16 protein-coding genes and 2 pseudogenes are annotated in these 13,473 nt (G+C 71.1%); 5 read left to right on the top strand and 13 right to left on the bottom strand.

Going from position 1 to position 13,473, the window contains the following annotated elements; genetic code table 11:
- Nucleotides 1–305, bottom strand: a pseudogene (locus tag SSOG_RS40430) (winged helix-turn-helix domain-containing protein); the annotation flags it as partial.
- Nucleotides 306–490: 185 nt separating this feature from the next.
- On the opposite strand from SSOG_RS40430, the gene SSOG_RS40425 reads away from it, so the two are divergent.
- From SSOG_RS40425 to SSOG_RS40410, 4 genes and pseudogenes are all read left to right on the top strand, one after another.
- Nucleotides 491–1,612: a helix-turn-helix domain-containing protein gene (locus SSOG_RS40425; protein WP_154686037.1), complete on the top strand. Its 1,122-nt coding sequence runs from the start codon at nt 491–493 to the stop codon at nt 1,610–1,612.
- A gap of 123 nt (nt 1,613–1,735) precedes the next feature.
- Nucleotides 1,736–2,705: pseudogene (locus SSOG_RS40420) on the top strand (alpha/beta hydrolase).
- 109 nt (nt 2,706–2,814) lie between these two features.
- Nucleotides 2,815–3,399 carry a TetR/AcrR family transcriptional regulator gene (locus SSOG_RS40415; RefSeq protein ID WP_039939889.1) on the top strand — a complete coding sequence of 195 codons (585 nt, stop codon included), beginning with the start codon at nt 2,815–2,817 and terminating at the stop codon, nt 3,397–3,399.
- 63 nt (nt 3,400–3,462) lie between these two features.
- Nucleotides 3,463–4,176 (top strand): SDR family oxidoreductase, encoded by a 714-nt coding sequence (locus tag SSOG_RS40410; RefSeq protein WP_009720100.1) that lies wholly within the window; start codon nt 3,463–3,465, stop codon nt 4,174–4,176.
- 18 nt (nt 4,177–4,194) lie between these two features.
- Here SSOG_RS40410 and SSOG_RS40405 read toward each other — a convergent pair whose 3' ends face one another.
- Nucleotides 4,195–4,521: a branched-chain amino acid transporter permease gene (locus SSOG_RS40405; protein WP_009720099.1), complete on the bottom strand. Its 327-nt coding sequence runs from the start codon at nt 4,519–4,521 to the stop codon at nt 4,195–4,197.
- Complete coding sequence (locus SSOG_RS40400; protein ID WP_245606488.1) at nt 4,514–5,305, bottom strand: AzlC family ABC transporter permease; 792 nt, start codon at nt 5,303–5,305, stop codon at nt 4,514–4,516. The genes SSOG_RS40405 and SSOG_RS40400 overlap by 8 nt, the downstream gene beginning before the upstream one ends.
- A gap of 80 nt (nt 5,306–5,385) precedes the next feature.
- On the opposite strand from SSOG_RS40400, the gene SSOG_RS40395 reads away from it, so the two are divergent.
- Complete coding sequence (locus SSOG_RS40395; RefSeq protein WP_009720097.1) at nt 5,386–5,826, top strand: Lrp/AsnC family transcriptional regulator; 441 nt, start codon at nt 5,386–5,388, stop codon at nt 5,824–5,826.
- Here SSOG_RS40395 and SSOG_RS40390 read toward each other — a convergent pair.
- From SSOG_RS40390 to SSOG_RS40350, 10 genes are all read right to left on the bottom strand, one after another.
- The gene (locus SSOG_RS40390) at nt 5,810–7,123 is read right to left on the bottom strand and encodes an amidase (RefSeq protein WP_050800135.1); all 1,314 of its coding nucleotides are present in this window, start codon (nt 7,121–7,123) and stop codon (nt 5,810–5,812) included. The genes SSOG_RS40395 and SSOG_RS40390 overlap by 17 nt on opposite strands.
- Before the next feature lie 23 nt (nt 7,124–7,146).
- On the bottom strand, nt 7,147–8,094 hold the full coding sequence (locus SSOG_RS40385) for a PDR/VanB family oxidoreductase (RefSeq protein ID WP_039939887.1): 948 nt from the start codon (nt 8,092–8,094) through the stop codon (nt 7,147–7,149).
- 12 nt (nt 8,095–8,106) lie between these two features.
- On the bottom strand, nt 8,107–8,637 hold the full coding sequence (locus tag SSOG_RS40380) for an aromatic-ring-hydroxylating dioxygenase subunit beta (RefSeq protein WP_039939886.1): 531 nt from the start codon (nt 8,635–8,637) through the stop codon (nt 8,107–8,109).
- Nucleotides 8,627–9,922: an aromatic ring-hydroxylating oxygenase subunit alpha gene (locus SSOG_RS40375; RefSeq protein ID WP_009720093.1), complete on the bottom strand. Its 1,296-nt coding sequence runs from the start codon at nt 9,920–9,922 to the stop codon at nt 8,627–8,629. The genes SSOG_RS40380 and SSOG_RS40375 overlap by 11 nt, the downstream gene beginning before the upstream one ends.
- Nucleotides 9,919–10,227 carry a hypothetical protein gene (locus SSOG_RS40370; protein ID WP_050800134.1) on the bottom strand — a complete coding sequence of 103 codons (309 nt, stop codon included), beginning with the start codon at nt 10,225–10,227 and terminating at the stop codon, nt 9,919–9,921. Before SSOG_RS40370 ends, SSOG_RS40375 begins: the two co-directional genes overlap by 4 nt.
- Nucleotides 10,224–10,682 (bottom strand): nuclear transport factor 2 family protein, encoded by a 459-nt coding sequence (locus SSOG_RS40365; RefSeq protein WP_009720091.1) that lies wholly within the window; start codon nt 10,680–10,682, stop codon nt 10,224–10,226. The genes SSOG_RS40370 and SSOG_RS40365 overlap by 4 nt, the downstream gene beginning before the upstream one ends.
- A gap of 88 nt (nt 10,683–10,770) precedes the next feature.
- Entirely contained in the window at nt 10,771–11,829 is a 1,059-nt protein-coding gene (locus tag SSOG_RS40360; protein WP_208867428.1) for an MFS transporter, read from the bottom strand.
- Nucleotides 11,830–11,973: 144 nt separating this feature from the next.
- The gene (locus SSOG_RS49780) at nt 11,974–12,399 is read right to left on the bottom strand and encodes an IclR family transcriptional regulator (protein ID WP_078510525.1); all 426 of its coding nucleotides are present in this window, start codon (nt 12,397–12,399) and stop codon (nt 11,974–11,976) included.
- 1 nt (nt 12,400) lies between these two features.
- Nucleotides 12,401–12,733: a helix-turn-helix domain-containing protein gene (locus tag SSOG_RS49775; protein WP_050800132.1), complete on the bottom strand. Its 333-nt coding sequence runs from the start codon at nt 12,731–12,733 to the stop codon at nt 12,401–12,403.
- A 105-nt stretch (nt 12,734–12,838) separates the two neighbouring features.
- Nucleotides 12,839–13,465 (bottom strand): alpha-ketoglutarate-dependent dioxygenase AlkB, encoded by a 627-nt coding sequence (locus SSOG_RS40350; RefSeq protein WP_009720088.1) that lies wholly within the window; start codon nt 13,463–13,465, stop codon nt 12,839–12,841.
- Nucleotides 13,466–13,473 lie beyond the last annotated feature (8 nt).

Raw genomic sequence — 13,473 nt, 5'->3', positions numbered from 1 at the left:
GCCGGTAGCCGCCCGCCTCGCGGAGCAGCAGACTGCCCGGGTTCCCGGGGCGGCAGCCCCGGCTCCAGCAGCCGCCGCAGCAGACCGACGTACCGGTGGACCACGTTCACGGCGGTGGCCGGAGGCCGCTCCGCCCACAGGACGTCGACGATCTCGCTCAGCCGCAGGTGTTCCCCGGTCCGTATCAGGAGCAGGCCCAGCAGCGCCCGCTGCTGGGGAACCCCCAGGTCCAGCTCGGTCGTGGACCGCCAGGCGCGCATCGGCCCCAGGATCTCGAACCGCAGGAACTCACTTGCCGGGGGCACCGGTCCCCGAGGGCCCCCCGTTTTCACTCTTCTTTCACCGCACGAACCTACGCTCTCCACACCCGACCGCGAACGGTACCCGAGGAGGACTGTGTGGTGTACAAGAATGCGCCAGTGGGTGGGAATTGAGCGGCACCCGGCCTGCCGAGCGCAGGTTATCCGGCGGGCACGCCCTGCATTGCCCGGTGACACTTCCGCCGGGCGACAAACCGGCGCACTGGAGCGGCGCCGTATCGCGCGCCCTGCTCTCCGTCGATATGCGTCTGGAAAGGCCGGATCAATGGTCGGCCCGCATCACGGCGGAAGGGCTCGGCCCCGTGCAGATAGCCTCAATAGACTCGGATCCGCTCACGATTTCCCGCGATCCGGGACACATTCTCGCGGACGGCCGTGACTGTCTGATGGCCCGGCTCCAGGAGAGCGGAACCTCTACGGTCCATCAGGACGGCCGGACGGAATCGCTTCTCCCCGGGGCCCTGGCCTTCTACGACGCCTCGCACCCCTTCACCCTGGTCATGCCGGAGGCGTACCGGGCGAAAGTCCTCGTGATGCCGCGCCGGGCGCTGGGGCTCTCCGAAGCCGAGCTGCCCCACCTCATCGCGCGCCCCATCCAGCCCGATACGGCGCTGTCGGCCATGCTGCTGCCCATCATTTCCCGGCTCGCGGACGGCGCTGGTCCCCACCCGTGGCCCATCCGGCGGCAGATCGCCCGCACCCTGCTGGATCTGCTGGCCACGCTCGCGACGGGCGTCCTCGACACCCTCGACACGCTCGGCACAGGCGACATGGAGGACCGGCGCGCCGGTGCGGACCGCGCGCATCTGGCCCGCGTTCACGCCTTCATCAACAAACACCTGGCGGATTCCGGGCTTTCACCGGAAACGATCGCACGGCATCACGGAATCTCCGTGCGCTATCTGCACAAGCTCTTCCAGGAACACGGCACCACGGTCGGCCGGTGGATCCGACAGCGACGGCTGGAGGAATGCCGGAAAGAGCTGGCGCGCGGCGGCCGGTCGAGCCGTACGGTCGCGGCCGTGGCCCAGCACTGGGGATTCATCAGCCCGGCCCATTTCAGCCGGGTCTTCCGGGCCGCCTACGGAATGTCCCCCCGCGAATGGCAGGCGCTGTGGCGGGAGCCGGTGGGCGCCGCACGCGAGCAACCCCACGATCGAGCCCGCGACCGCGCGGGCGAACGCGCGGACGAACGCCGCCCCCACGCCACGACCCTCGTGGGCCCGGCCCGTGCGCTGATGGACGACAAGCCGTGCGCCCCTGGTCAAGGCGGGGCGCGGCGCCGCGCCTAGCGTCCTGCCGACGGATCCCCGTGGCGGCCACCGCACGACCCGCACCGTCCCCTTCGCCCACGGGGACCACTCTGTCTGGTTTCCACCGGCGTACGACACGACACCACACGTCAGGAGTGACCCATGTCCGACGGCAGCAGGCCCGTTCAGCCGGTCCTGGAACCGGCGGCGGCCGCCTTCGCGGAGGCGACCGCCAACCCGCCGTACCTGTTCGACCTCGCCCCGGCCGAGGGCCGCAAGGCCGTCGACGAGGTGCAGTCCGGCGAGATCGGCAAGCCGGAGGTCGACGAGGAGTGGATCACCGTCACCGGCGGCCCCACCGGCGGCGTCCGGGTCCGTATCGTCAAACCGGCCGGCGCCACCGGGACACTCCCGGTGATCCTCTACATCCACGGCGCGGGCTGGGTGTTCGGCAACGCCCACACCCACGACCGCCTGGTGCGCGAACTCGCCGTCGGCGCGGACGCCGCCGTGGTGTTCCCCGAGTACGACCTCTCCCCCGAGGCCCGCTAACCCGGTCGCCATCGAGCAGAACTACGCCGTCGCCCGGTGGATCGTCCGGGACGGCGCGGACAAGGGCCTGGACGGGACCCGGCTGGCCGTGGCCGGGGATTCGGTCGGCGGCAACATGTCCGCCGCCCTGACCCTGATGGCCAAGGAGCGCGGCGATGTGTCCCTGCTCCAGCAGGTGCTGTTCTACCCGGTCACGGACGCGGGCTTCGACACCGGCTCGTACCACCAGTTCGCGACGGGCTACTTCCTGCGCCGCGACGGTATGCGCTGGTTCTGGGACCAGTACACCACCGACGAGGGCGAACGCGCCGAGATCACCGCCTCCCCGCTGCGGGCCACCACCGAGCAGCTCACCGGGCTGCCCGCCGCCCTCGTCATCACGGCGGAAGCGGATGTCCTGCGCGACGAGGGCGAGGCGTACGCGAACAAGCTGCGCGCGGCCGGTGTCCCCGTCACCGCGGTGCGCTTCCAGGGCATCATCCACGACTTCGTCATGCTCAACGCGCTGCGCGGCACCCACGCCGCGCAGGCGGCCATCACGCTCGCCGCGGACACGCTGCGCACCGCGCTGCACGGCTGACCGATCAGTCCAGAAAGAAGGCACATCCTCGCCGACATAACCCAGACAACCGCACGAAAACGGCTGGCTTTGTTGACCGATCGGTCCACCAAGATCTAGGTTGCGGGGCATGACGAGACAGCGCGGCTTCGCGGAAGACGAGGCTTTGCTCAAGATCATGCGGTTGTTCTGGGCGAAGGGTTACGAGGCGACCTCGGTCGCCGATCTGTGCGAGGTGACCGGCCTGGGGCGCGGCTCGCTCTACGCGGCCTTCGGCAGCAAGCAGGAGGTGTACGAGCGGTCGCTGCGCCACTACGTCGATGTCGTCAACCGCCATCTGCGAGACCAGCTGTCCCGTCAGGTACCGGTCCGGCAGGCGGTGCGGGACCTGCTGCTGGAGCGGGTCGACGACTCGCTGACGGAGCGGGACCGCCCGGGCTGTCTCCTCGTGGGGGCGATCGTGGAGCGGGCGGCGCACGACCCGATGGCGGCCCGCATCGCCCAGGACGCGATCAACGCGACCCGGTCGGCCTTCGCCTCGGCGCTGCACAGCGCCCGGGCCGCGGGCCAGATCCCGTACGAGTCGGACGTGGAGAGCATCGCCGCGTTCCTCACCAGGATGGTGCAGGGGCTGCGCGTGATGAGCATTTCGCTGCCGGACCGGAAGCTGCTCGCGTCGGTCGTCGACGCGGCGCTCGAAGCACTCCCCGCATAGGCAAGGAGCCCCCCCTCTAAACCGCTGTGGTGACCGGCGCGAGCAAAGGGCATCGGGCTGGCGGTGGTCCGCGCGCTCGAAGCGGACGGCATACGCGTCACCGGCGCCGCCCGTACCATCACGCCGGAGCTGAAGGAGGCCGCCTCGTCGACGGTGTCCGTCGACCTGGCCACTCCCGAGGGTCCGGCGGAGCTGATCCGGCAGGCGCAGGCCGAACTGGGCGGGATCGACGTCCTGGTCAACAACGTCGGCGCGTTCTCCCCGAGGACCGATGGCTTCGCGGCCATCGACGACGCCGAGTGGCAGCACACGTTCGAGCTGAACTTCTTCGGCGTCGTCCGCACCATCCGCGCCGCCCTGCCCTCCCTGACGGAGCGCCAGGGCGCTGTCATCAACGTGTCCTCCGCGCGGGCGCGCGGTCCGCAGCCCCCGACGGTGGACTACGGCGCGGCGAAGGCGGCGCTCACCAATCTGAGCAAGGCGCTGTCGATGGAGCTGGGCCCGAAGGGCGTCCGGGTGAACACCGTCTCCCCCGGGCCGACGCGCACCCCCGCCTGGCTGGACGCCGATGGGTTCGGAGCGGGCCTGGCCGCCGCCTCCGGCAAGACCCTCGATGAGTTCCTGGAGGCGTTCCCCGGCGCCGCCGGGCTGACCACCGGGCGGCTCACCGAGCCGGAAGAGGTGGCCGAGGTGGTGCGGATGCTCGCCTCCGGCCGCACCCGGGCCGTCAACGGCGCCGATCTCGTGGTCGACGGCGGTCAGTTGAAAACCGTCTAGGCAGCAACGCCTCGCGGATCAGAGGGCGTTGACGAGGGCCACGTAGACGGCGGTGCCGATGCCGACGCTCAGGATCGTGCGGCGGCCGCAGGCGAGGTGGACGCCCACGGTGACGGCCACGGCGAGCAGCGCGTACGACGTCGTGTGCGGTTCGGCGGCGACGCTGCCGTGCAGGGCGGTCACCGCGAGGATCGCGAGGATGCCCACCGGCATCCACGCCGACAGCTGCCGCACGATCGGCGAGGTGCGCAGGGTGCGCAGCACCGCGAAGGGCACGGCCCGCAGCGCGAGGGTGATCGTGAAGACGATCGTGAGGACGGCGACCAGGTACGACGTGCTAGGCATCGACGGCCTCCTCGGCGGCACGGCAGGCGGGGCGGCGGGTGGTGAACGCGTGGCGGGCCAGCAGCAGGGCGACGAACAGCAGCAGCGCGGTGAACAGGGCGACGCCCGGGGTGAGGACGAGCGCGACCGTGACACTGGCCCCGGCCAGCAGCACGGAGTGCACCTCATGGCGTGAGCGGAACGCGTCCAGGGTGAGCACGGTGAACAGGGCGCACAGCGCGAACTCCAGGCCCTTGATCGGCCCGGGCAGCGCCGCCCCCAGGGCGACACCGATCAGCCCGCCGCCGACCCAGTAGACCTCGCAGGCGATCTGCATCGCCAGCATGCGAGGTGCGGAGCGTTCCGCCTCGGGCAGGGAGGCGTTGACGGCGTACGCCTCGTCGATCATCGCGTAGACGGCGTACGCCTTCGCGAACGGGTTCCTGACCAGGTGGAGGGGGAACGAGAACGCGTAGAACACATGCCGGAAGTTGACCACCAGGACGGTCAGCGCGATGGAGGCCAGCGGCGTGACGGCGGCCACCATGCCCACCAGCAGCAGTTCCAGGGACCCGGCGAACGCGGACAGGGACAGCGCGGGGGCCAGCCACCACGGCAGCCCGGCCTGGATGACCAGCAGGCCGAGAGCGATGCCCAGCGGGAAGATCCCGAGCCCGGCCGAGAAGGAATCACGCACCCCCGCGGCGATGCGTTGCTTCCTGGTGGCAAGGGCGGGGGCGGGGGCAGAGGCCGGATCCGGCAGGGGATCCGGCGCTGCCATCTGGGTGGGAACGTCGTGTCGCACCTGCTCATCGTCTCGCGGAACGCGCGCCATGTGGTTGCGAATATTGCAGGACACGCCCCTGATCGTGCAATCTTTATGCTATGGACGCCATGGACCGAGCAATCATCGCCGAGCTGGAGCGTGACGGGCGGCTGACCAACGTCGAGCTGGCCCGCCGGGTCGGGCTCACCACCGGGCCGTGTCTGCGGCGGGTGCAGCGGCTGGAGGCCGACGGGGTCATCTGCGGCTACCGGGCCGTCATCGATCCCGTGGCCGTGGGGCGCGCCTTCGAGGTGCTGCTCGACGTCAGCCTCGACTCCCAGGACGCGGAGACCACCGGACACTTCGAGCGGACGCTCACCCAGGCCGAGGAGGTCGTCGAACTGCGCCGGCTGTTCAGCACCCCCGACTTCTTCGTGCGCGTGGCCGTGGCCGACCTGACCGCCTACGAGGCGTTCCTCAGCCAGCACGTCATGACGATCCCGCGGGTCAAGAACGTGACGTCCCACTTCACGATGAAGACCATCAAACCGGCCCCGTAGCGCCGATGGCCTCTTCGATGGCGTGGCCGAGGGCGAAGAGCCGCTCCAGCCGGTCCGGGTGGCCGATGAGCTGGAGTCCCAGGGGCATGCCCCGGCCGTCCCGGTGGCCCGGCACGGTCACGGTGGGCAGGCCCAGGAGCTGCCACGGGCGGCTCAGGACCGGCGAGCCGGTGGCCGTGAGCCCCTCGGGGGCGGGGCCGGGGGCGGCAGGGCCGAGTACGGCGTCCACATCGCCGAGCAGCGCCAGCATCTCGGTGCGCCCGCGCTCCGCGACGGCCAGCGCGTGGCGGTAGTCCGCGGCGGTGGTGGCGCGGCCCCGCGCGAGGAGTTCGTTCAGGGGCGCGCTCAGCCGCTCCGGCTGGGTGGCTTCGGCGGCCAGGGCGCGGGCGGCCTCGTAGGCCATGACCGTGGCGTGGGCCTCGGCGAGCCGGGGTGTCCGCGCGGCCCAGTCGACGTCCACGAGCACCGCGCCGTCCGCCACCGCCCGGTCGGCCGTGTGCTTCAGGGCCGCTCGCATGGTGTCCGTCACCTCGGCCAGTTCGGCGCCCGGCCACACCGCGAGCCGCGGGCGCGCGGGGGGTTCGGGCGGGCCGGGAAGCCGGTCCGCACCGGTCAGGGCCAGATACGCGAGGCGCAGATCGGCGACGGTCGGGGTGAGCAGCCCGACCGCGTCGAGGCTGTGGGACAGGCCCGCGAACCCCGTCGTGTCGAGCGGTCCGCCGACCGGTGCCACGAAGCCCGCGACACCGCAGTACGCGGCGGGCCGGGTCAGCGAACCGGCGGTCTGGCTGCCGAGCGCGAGGGGCACCACGCCCGCCGCCACGGCGGCCGCGGAACCGCTGGAGGAGCCGCCGGGCGTATGCGCGAGGTGGTGCGGATTACGGGTGGGGCCGGGGGCGAAGTAGGCGAACTCGGTGGTGACCGTCTTGCCCAGGGGAATCGCGCCGAGTTGCCGGAGCCGGGCGACCAGCGGGGCGTCGGAGGCGGCCACCCGGCCCTGCCGCAGGGGTGAGCCGCATTCGGTCGGCAGTCCGCGGACGTCGATGATGTCCTTGACCCCGAACGGGACTCCGCGCAGGAGCCCGCCCACCTGTCCGCCCGACGGCGCCGTGTCGAGCCGCCGGGCGGCGTCCAGAGCCCCGTCCCGGTCCGCCCGTACCCACGCCCGGATGTCGGGCTCCGCGGCGTCGAGGCGTTCCAGAGCGCCGCCCACCGCCTCGCCCGCGCTCAGCCCGCCCTCGGCCACCTGCGCGACCAGGGCGGACAGAGCCGTCGTTTCGTACCGTGCTTGCGGCATCGGTGTTCTTCCCTCCCAGCGGGTTACAGCTCCAGTACGAGGCGGGCGGTCCGGGCCCGGGACACACAGGTGGCGATCTGGTCGCCGGCCTCCTTCTCCTTCCGGGTCAGGCAGTTGTCGCGGTGGTCCGGTACGCCGTCGAGCACCGGGAGCACACAGGTGCCGCAGATGCCCTCACGGCAGGACGTGTCGACCTCGATGCCGCCCTCCACCAGCACGTCGACGATGCTCCGCCCGGGCGGAACGGTGAACACCTCGCCGGTGTCCAGTTCCACGTCGAACGCGTCCCCGGCCTCGGCCGCCGGTTCCAGGGGCTGGAAGTGTTCGACGTGGACGTGGGTTTCGGGCAGCGAGCGGGTCGCCACCTCCACCACACGCTGCATGAACTCCTTGGGGCCGCAGGTGTAGACATGGGTCGCGGGGGAGGCATCCGCCAGCGCCCGCGCCAGCAGCCCGGGCTGTGCGTCCCGGCCGAGCCCGAAGTGGAACTCCACGTCGGCGGCGAACTCGGCACTCTCCAGGAGCGGGACGAACGCCGCCCCCTCCCGGCCGGAGGCGAAGTAGTGCAGCCGGAACGGCGCGCCAGTACGGCGGAGTTGGTACGCCATGCTGAGCAGCGGTGTGATCCCGATACCGGCCGCGACCAGCACATGGCGGGCCGCCCCGGGCTCGATCCGGAAGAGGTTCCGGGGTTCGCTGACGACGAGTTCGTCACCGGCCACGACCTGGTCGTGGAGCGCCGAGGACCCGCCCCGGGAGCACTCCTCCCGCTTGACGGCGATCACATAGGCGCCGCCGTCGTCGGGCGGCCCGCACAGCGAGTACTGCCGGGTGATGCCGCTCGGGCCCAGGACGTCCACGTGCGCCCCCGCCTCGTACGGGGCGAACGGGAGTCCGTCGCTGCGCCGCAGCCGGAAACACTTCACCGCGCCGGTCTCGGCCGTGATCTCGCTGACCGTGGCCCTGATCATCGTGTGCCTCACCTACAGCAGGAAGCCGGACGCGTTGACGGCGTCCTCGGAATTGACCAGCCGGATGACCTTCTCCTGGATCAGCGGCTCGGGCCCGTCCAGCCGGACCCGGTGGGTGACGTCCGCGCCGAGCACGAAGGTCTGCTCCCGCCGGTGGCCGACCAGCACCTGTGCGGAGCTGAGCGTCAGGGTCGCGTCGTCGTGGTGCTGGACCACGAACCGGGACAGGGTGCGCACGGTGCGCGCGGCGGCGGCGACCGAGATCGAGTGGCCGGAGGTCAGCCGCTCGATCCGCATGCGGCGCATGCGGTCGTCGTCGTAGACCATGTTCAGCGTGGACTCGAAGTCCTCGGTCTCCGGGTCGATGGGGATGACGTACCTGCCGTCGGGGGCCCAGAGCCGGTCCCACGCGTGGTACTGCTTGCGGTCCAGCAGATGGGCCTCGCGCCAGACGAGTTCGACGGCCGCGGCGGTCCGGGGGTCGGCGAGGTGCGGCAGCTCCGGTGCCACCAGCGCTTCCGCAGTGGGGGGCTCAACGGACATCGGTCATCATCGCCTTCCACATCGCGTACGCCTCGCGCATACCGGTCTCGTCGGTGGCGTGCGCGACGCGTCCCTTGCTGTCGTCCTGCTCCCGGGACAGCCCGCGGTTCACCATGATCGGCACGCCGGGACCGGCCGCGGCGCCGCGCTGGACGCGGTCCCATGCCTCGGAGTCATCGGGGCTGCCGAACCCGAACGGACCCTGGAAGTGCTCGTGGATCCGCAGCCGTTCGCGGTTGACGATCTCCGGGCCGCCGTCCAGGCCCAGCGCCATGTGCCGGATCTCCGTCTCGGTGGCGGAGAGGGGGCGCAGCACCCGGAAGAACGCCATCGACATGGCCACATTGGGGAACAGGTTCAGGTTGAACCCGGCGCCGTGCATCGAGCGCACGATGCGCCGCACCTGCGCCGGTTCGTAATCCCGGGACAGCTCCTCGACGATGTGTCCGAAGCGCCCCTGCAACTGCTCGGTGCCGTCGTCCTCGTCGAGGTCGACGTGTTCCGGCACCATGACCATGACGCTGTGGCCATTGCCCAGGGAGTGGGTGACCGCCTTCTCGTCGGTCATGAACGACAGCATCTCGGCGGTCTCGGAGTCCACGGAGGACATCCAGGAGCGGTGCACGATCGGGAAGTGGTAGCCGTCGGTGGTGTTCTCCAGCTGGATCTTCCAGTTGCCGTTGAACCGGAACTTGTGCTCGCCCTGCACCTTGACCGGGAAGCCCGCGCCCTGCTTCATGAACAGGTCCATCCAGTGCCTGGCCGGGCCCAGGAAGTCGGCGAGGGGTTCGACGTCCGGGTTGAAGCTGGCGAAGATCATCCCCGCGTAGCTGTCCACCTTCAGCCGGTGCAGCGGGAAGTCCTTCTTCTCCAGGACGTCCTCGTAGCCGTCCGGGTACGGGATGCCGCGCAGCTTTCCGTCGAGCGCGTACGACCAGGCATGGTACGGGCAGGTGAACCCGTTGGCGTTGCCCCGGGGCGCCTCGCACAGGCTGGCGCCGCGATGGCGGCAGCGGTTCAGCAGGACGTTGATGCCACCACGCCGGTCGCGGGTCACGATCACCGGCTGACGGCCGACCATCGACGTACGGAAGTCACCGGCGTTCGGGATCTCGCTCTCGTGCGCCACCCACACCCAGGTGCGGTTGAAGATGCGGTCCATCTCCAGCTCGAACAGCTCCGGATCGGTGTACAGGGAGATGTCCACGCGGTCTTCCTGGACCAGGGTGGCGATATCGGGGCCGGAAGGGCTTCCGGCGGGGGCGGGTTCGGTTGATGCGGTCATTCCGCCTCTTCCTGTGAGTCGGTGCGGTCCGGCTGTTCGTTCCACTCGGCGTGAGCGGTCCAGTAGTCGCTGCCGTCGGCCCGGATGCCGTGGCGCCATGGGGTGGTTCTGCGCAGCCGGGGTTCGACGGCCGCGCAGGCGGCGTCGGCGCCCTCGGGGCCTTCCTCGGCGGCCGCCCAGTGGACCCAGTTCAGCTCCCTGCCGTCCGGGTCGTGCAGGAACAGGTCCACATGGGGCCAGCCGTACGGGCGGATGTCGCGGTAGCAGGTGAGGAGCATCGTCCGGCCGCCCTCGGGTGCCGTCATCGCGCCGCCGCCTCGGCCGTGGGGAGGGAGGTCGTGAAGACGCGCTCGGTGCGGAAGTGGCGGATGCGGGCGGTGTCCCCCTCGATACGGAAGTCCACCTCCAGCCTGGCCACGACGAGTTCGGCGGCTCCGGACGCGTACCGGGACAGCTGCTGCATCAGCCACCTGCCCCGGACCTCGTCACCTTTGACGGACGTCGTACCGGGGTGGAGCAGGTGTACGTTCGCCCGGAAGTGCGGGTTCGGCGGCAGATGCGCCGCCACCATCTCCGCGATGGCCCGCGCTCCGGTCGTACGGCCGAACTTCGCGGCGTAGAGCGGGCCCACGCCCTCCCACACGGCGTCGGGGGTGAACAGGTCCTCCAGTCTGCCGGTGGCGTCCGGCGGCGGGGGTACGTCGCACAGCTCCAGGTAGCGGATCAACGTCCCGTGTGCGAGATGTTCGGGCGAGGACATGCTGGAACGGACTCCTCTCCGTGATGGGGGTGTGCTGCCGTCTCGGGGGCCAGCGCCACCGCGATGACGGTGACCGCGCCCATGCCCATCAGGAACAGGGCGATCGGCCAGGACGCGCCCGCCCAGGCGAACAGCGCGGTGGCACGAACACCAGGACCGGGTTGCGCGAGTCGAACATCAAGAAGAACGGGTACGCCCACACGATCATCGCGATCGCACCGCCCAGATAGACCGGGCGGCGTCCGACGCGGTCGGACAGCGCTCCCCACATCGGCATCGTGAACGATTCGGCCAGCATCCCCACCACGACCGCGGTCAGCACCAGGTTGCCGTCCAGCCCGATCGTGGCCGCGTAGGAGAGGCTGAAGGTGAGGAAGACGTACAGCGCGCCGTTCTCGGCGATGCGCGCGCCGAAGGCGATCAGTACCGCCTTGGGATGGGTGCGCAGGACGTCGAGGATGGGCAGCCTGGCCTTCTTCCCGGCAGGCGCCGCCTGCCGGGCCGCGGGGGTCTCCATGACCCGCATCCGGATCACCAGTCCCACGGCGGTGAGCACGATCCCGGCCAGGAACGGGACGCGCCATCCCCAGGCGAGGAACGCGTCCTTGCTGGTCACGGCCTGGACCAGGGTGAAGACCGAGGCGGACAGGACGAACCCGAGCCCCACGCCCGTCTGGCTCCAGGCCGAGTAGAAGCCGCGGCGGTGGTCCGGGGCGTGTTCGCTGACGATCAGCACACCGCCGCCCCACTCGCCGCCAACGGCGATGCCCTGCACGATCCGCAGGCCCACCAGCAGCACCGGGGCCCAGACCCCGATGGTGGCGTAGCCCGGCAGCAGGCCGATCAGGAAGGTCGAAACCCCCATGATCATCAGGGTGATGACCAGCATCGACTTACGGCCGAGCCGGTCACCGAAGTGTCCGAAGACGATCCCGCCGAGCGGCCTGGCGAGGAATCCCGCCGCGTTGGTGCCGAAGGCGGCGATCGTTCCCACCAGCGGGTCGAAGGTGGGGAAGAACAGGGTGTTGAACACCAGCGCGGCGGCGGTGCCGTAGAGAAAGAAGTCGTACCACTCCAGGGCGCTGCCGACCAGACTCGCGATCGCCGCCGTGCGCACCTGGCGCGGGGCACCTTTCGGTTCTGCCATGTATGGGCCCTCCATCGGCCGCCTCTTACGATCACCAGCCGCGGCCCGGCTGTTCACGCATTGTTCGCGGAGGCTCGGAGGGAGGAAATGCCAATGGCCCGGTCACCGGACCGAAAAGTTCGCGCACGCGGCCGCTTGCCGGAATCAGCCCTTCACCGGCGCGACATCCCGGGTCAGCGCGCGGCCTGCGGCCCCGACCACGGGAGCCAGTCTGCGCACGTCCAGGCGCTCGACCGGGCCCACCACGGTCAGGGTCGCCACGGCGACACCGTCGACGAACACGGGCGCGGCGACCGCCGCGTAGCCCACGACCAGCTCCTGGCGGTCGACGGCATAGCCCTGTGCACGCACCTGCTCCAGCTCGGCCTCCAGCCGGGCCGGATCGGTGATCGTCCACGGGGTGCGGCGGCGCAGCGGTGCGGCCATGACGCCCTCGCGCAGCGCCTCGGCGCCGAAGGCCAGCAGCGCCTTGCCCGACGCCCCGCAGTGGAACGGCACCCGGCCCTTCGACCTTCGGTGACGGCGACACCGCCGCCGCGCTGGCTGAAGTACTTTCTCGACGAAGAGCACGTCATGGTTCCCGGGGAAAGGCGAGCACCACGGTCTCCCGCGTGGTCAGCGCCAGGTCTTCGAGGTAGCGGGCCGCGATCAGCCGCATGGCTCTCGTCCGGGGCGCGCGCTGGCCCAGCTCGAAGAGGAGGGAGCCCAGCTCGTAGCGGCGGCCGTGCCGGTTCAGCAGACCGACGCCGACCATCTCGGTGGCCACCCGGTGAACGGTGGTCTTCGCCAGCTCGGTGCGCCGCGCCAGCTCCGACAGACCGAGCACCGGCGCCCCGGTCTCGAAGGCCCCCAGGATCAGCCGCACCTTCCGCAGCAGGGAGTCGCCCTCCAGCTCGGTACGCATCCGCCGCCACCTTCCTCGCGATCGCACCAGCCAGGGGCCCGAGCGGGTGCATGGTTCCTGCACGAGCATCGGGCAAAGCGCTGGTCGGCTCAAGGGGCCAGGTGCTCAGCGCACACCGGCGGGCCGGAATTGCACACTGATCCGCGGTCCGGTGGTCCGCGAGGTCTTGGGGATCGCGTGTTCCCAGGTCCGCTGGCAGGAGCCGCCCATCACGAGGAGATCGCCGTGTCCGAGCGGGCGCCGCACGGTGGCCCCGCCACCGCGGGGGCGGAGCAGCAGATCGCGTGGCGCACCCACGGACAGGATGGCGACCATGGTGTCCTCCCTGCGGCCGCGGCCGGTCCGGTCGCCGTGCCAGGCCACGCTGTCGTGGCCGTCGCGGTAGTAGCACAGCCCGGCCGTGGCGAACGGTTCGCCCAGCTCGGCCGCGTAGTGCGCGGAGAGCGCGTCCCGGGCCTCGGCGAGGACGGGGTGGGGCAGGGCGTCGTCCGCGCCGTAGAAGGCGAGCAGCCGCGGGACCTGCACCGTACGGTCGTACATCCGCCGCCGCTCGGCCTTCCACGGGACCTCGGTGGCGAGCCGGGCGAACAGCGTGTCCGCCCCGCTCAGCCACCCGCTCAGCACATCGATCCAGGCCCCGTCCCGCAGCTCGGTCCTGCGCACCCCGTGCAGCGGGCCGAGGCCGATGGTGTCGGCCTGGTCGAAGAGCGAGCCCTGGAGATACGCGCCCATGACGGCAA

It is taken from the genome of Streptomyces himastatinicus ATCC 53653 (genome assembly GCF_000158915.1).
Taxonomy (GTDB): Bacteria; Actinomycetota; Actinomycetes; order Streptomycetales; family Streptomycetaceae; genus Streptomyces; species Streptomyces himastatinicus.
Note: the sequence above shows the minus strand (reverse complement) of the source record. Positions and strands in the feature narration are given on the sequence as shown.

Bases quoted from the DNA above. Each gene is read 5' to 3' on its own strand.
- SSOG_RS40360 (WP_208867428.1), bottom strand. From the start codon at position 11,829: ATGGCAGAACCGAAAGGTGCCCCGCGCCAGGTGCGCACGGCGGCGATC.
- SSOG_RS40405 (WP_009720099.1), bottom strand. From the start codon at position 4,521: ATGCCTAGCACGTCGTACCTGGTCGCCGTCCTCACGATCGTCTTCACG.
- SSOG_RS40350 (WP_009720088.1), bottom strand. From the start codon at position 13,465: ATGGGCGCGTATCTCCAGGGCTCGCTCTTCGACCAGGCCGACACCATC.
- SSOG_RS40390 (WP_050800135.1), bottom strand. From the start codon at position 7,123: ATGCCGCAAGCACGGTACGAAACGACGGCTCTGTCCGCCCTGGTCGCG.
- SSOG_RS40395 (WP_009720097.1), top strand. From the start codon at position 5,386: ATGGACGCCATGGACCGAGCAATCATCGCCGAGCTGGAGCGTGACGGG.
- SSOG_RS40380 (WP_039939886.1), bottom strand. From the start codon at position 8,637: ATGTCCGTTGAGCCCCCCACTGCGGAAGCGCTGGTGGCACCGGAGCTG.
- SSOG_RS40385 (WP_039939887.1), bottom strand. From the start codon at position 8,094: ATGATCAGGGCCACGGTCAGCGAGATCACGGCCGAGACCGGCGCGGTG.
- SSOG_RS40370 (WP_050800134.1), bottom strand. From the start codon at position 10,227: ATGACGGCACCCGAGGGCGGCCGGACGATGCTCCTCACCTGCTACCGC.
- SSOG_RS40375 (WP_009720093.1), bottom strand. From the start codon at position 9,922: ATGACCGCATCAACCGAACCCGCCCCCGCCGGAAGCCCTTCCGGCCCC.
- SSOG_RS49775 (WP_050800132.1), bottom strand. From the start codon at position 12,733: ATGCGTACCGAGCTGGAGGGCGACTCCCTGCTGCGGAAGGTGCGGCTG.
- SSOG_RS40365 (WP_009720091.1), bottom strand. From the start codon at position 10,682: ATGTCCTCGCCCGAACATCTCGCACACGGGACGTTGATCCGCTACCTG.
- SSOG_RS40415 (WP_039939889.1), top strand. From the start codon at position 2,815: ATGACGAGACAGCGCGGCTTCGCGGAAGACGAGGCTTTGCTCAAGATC.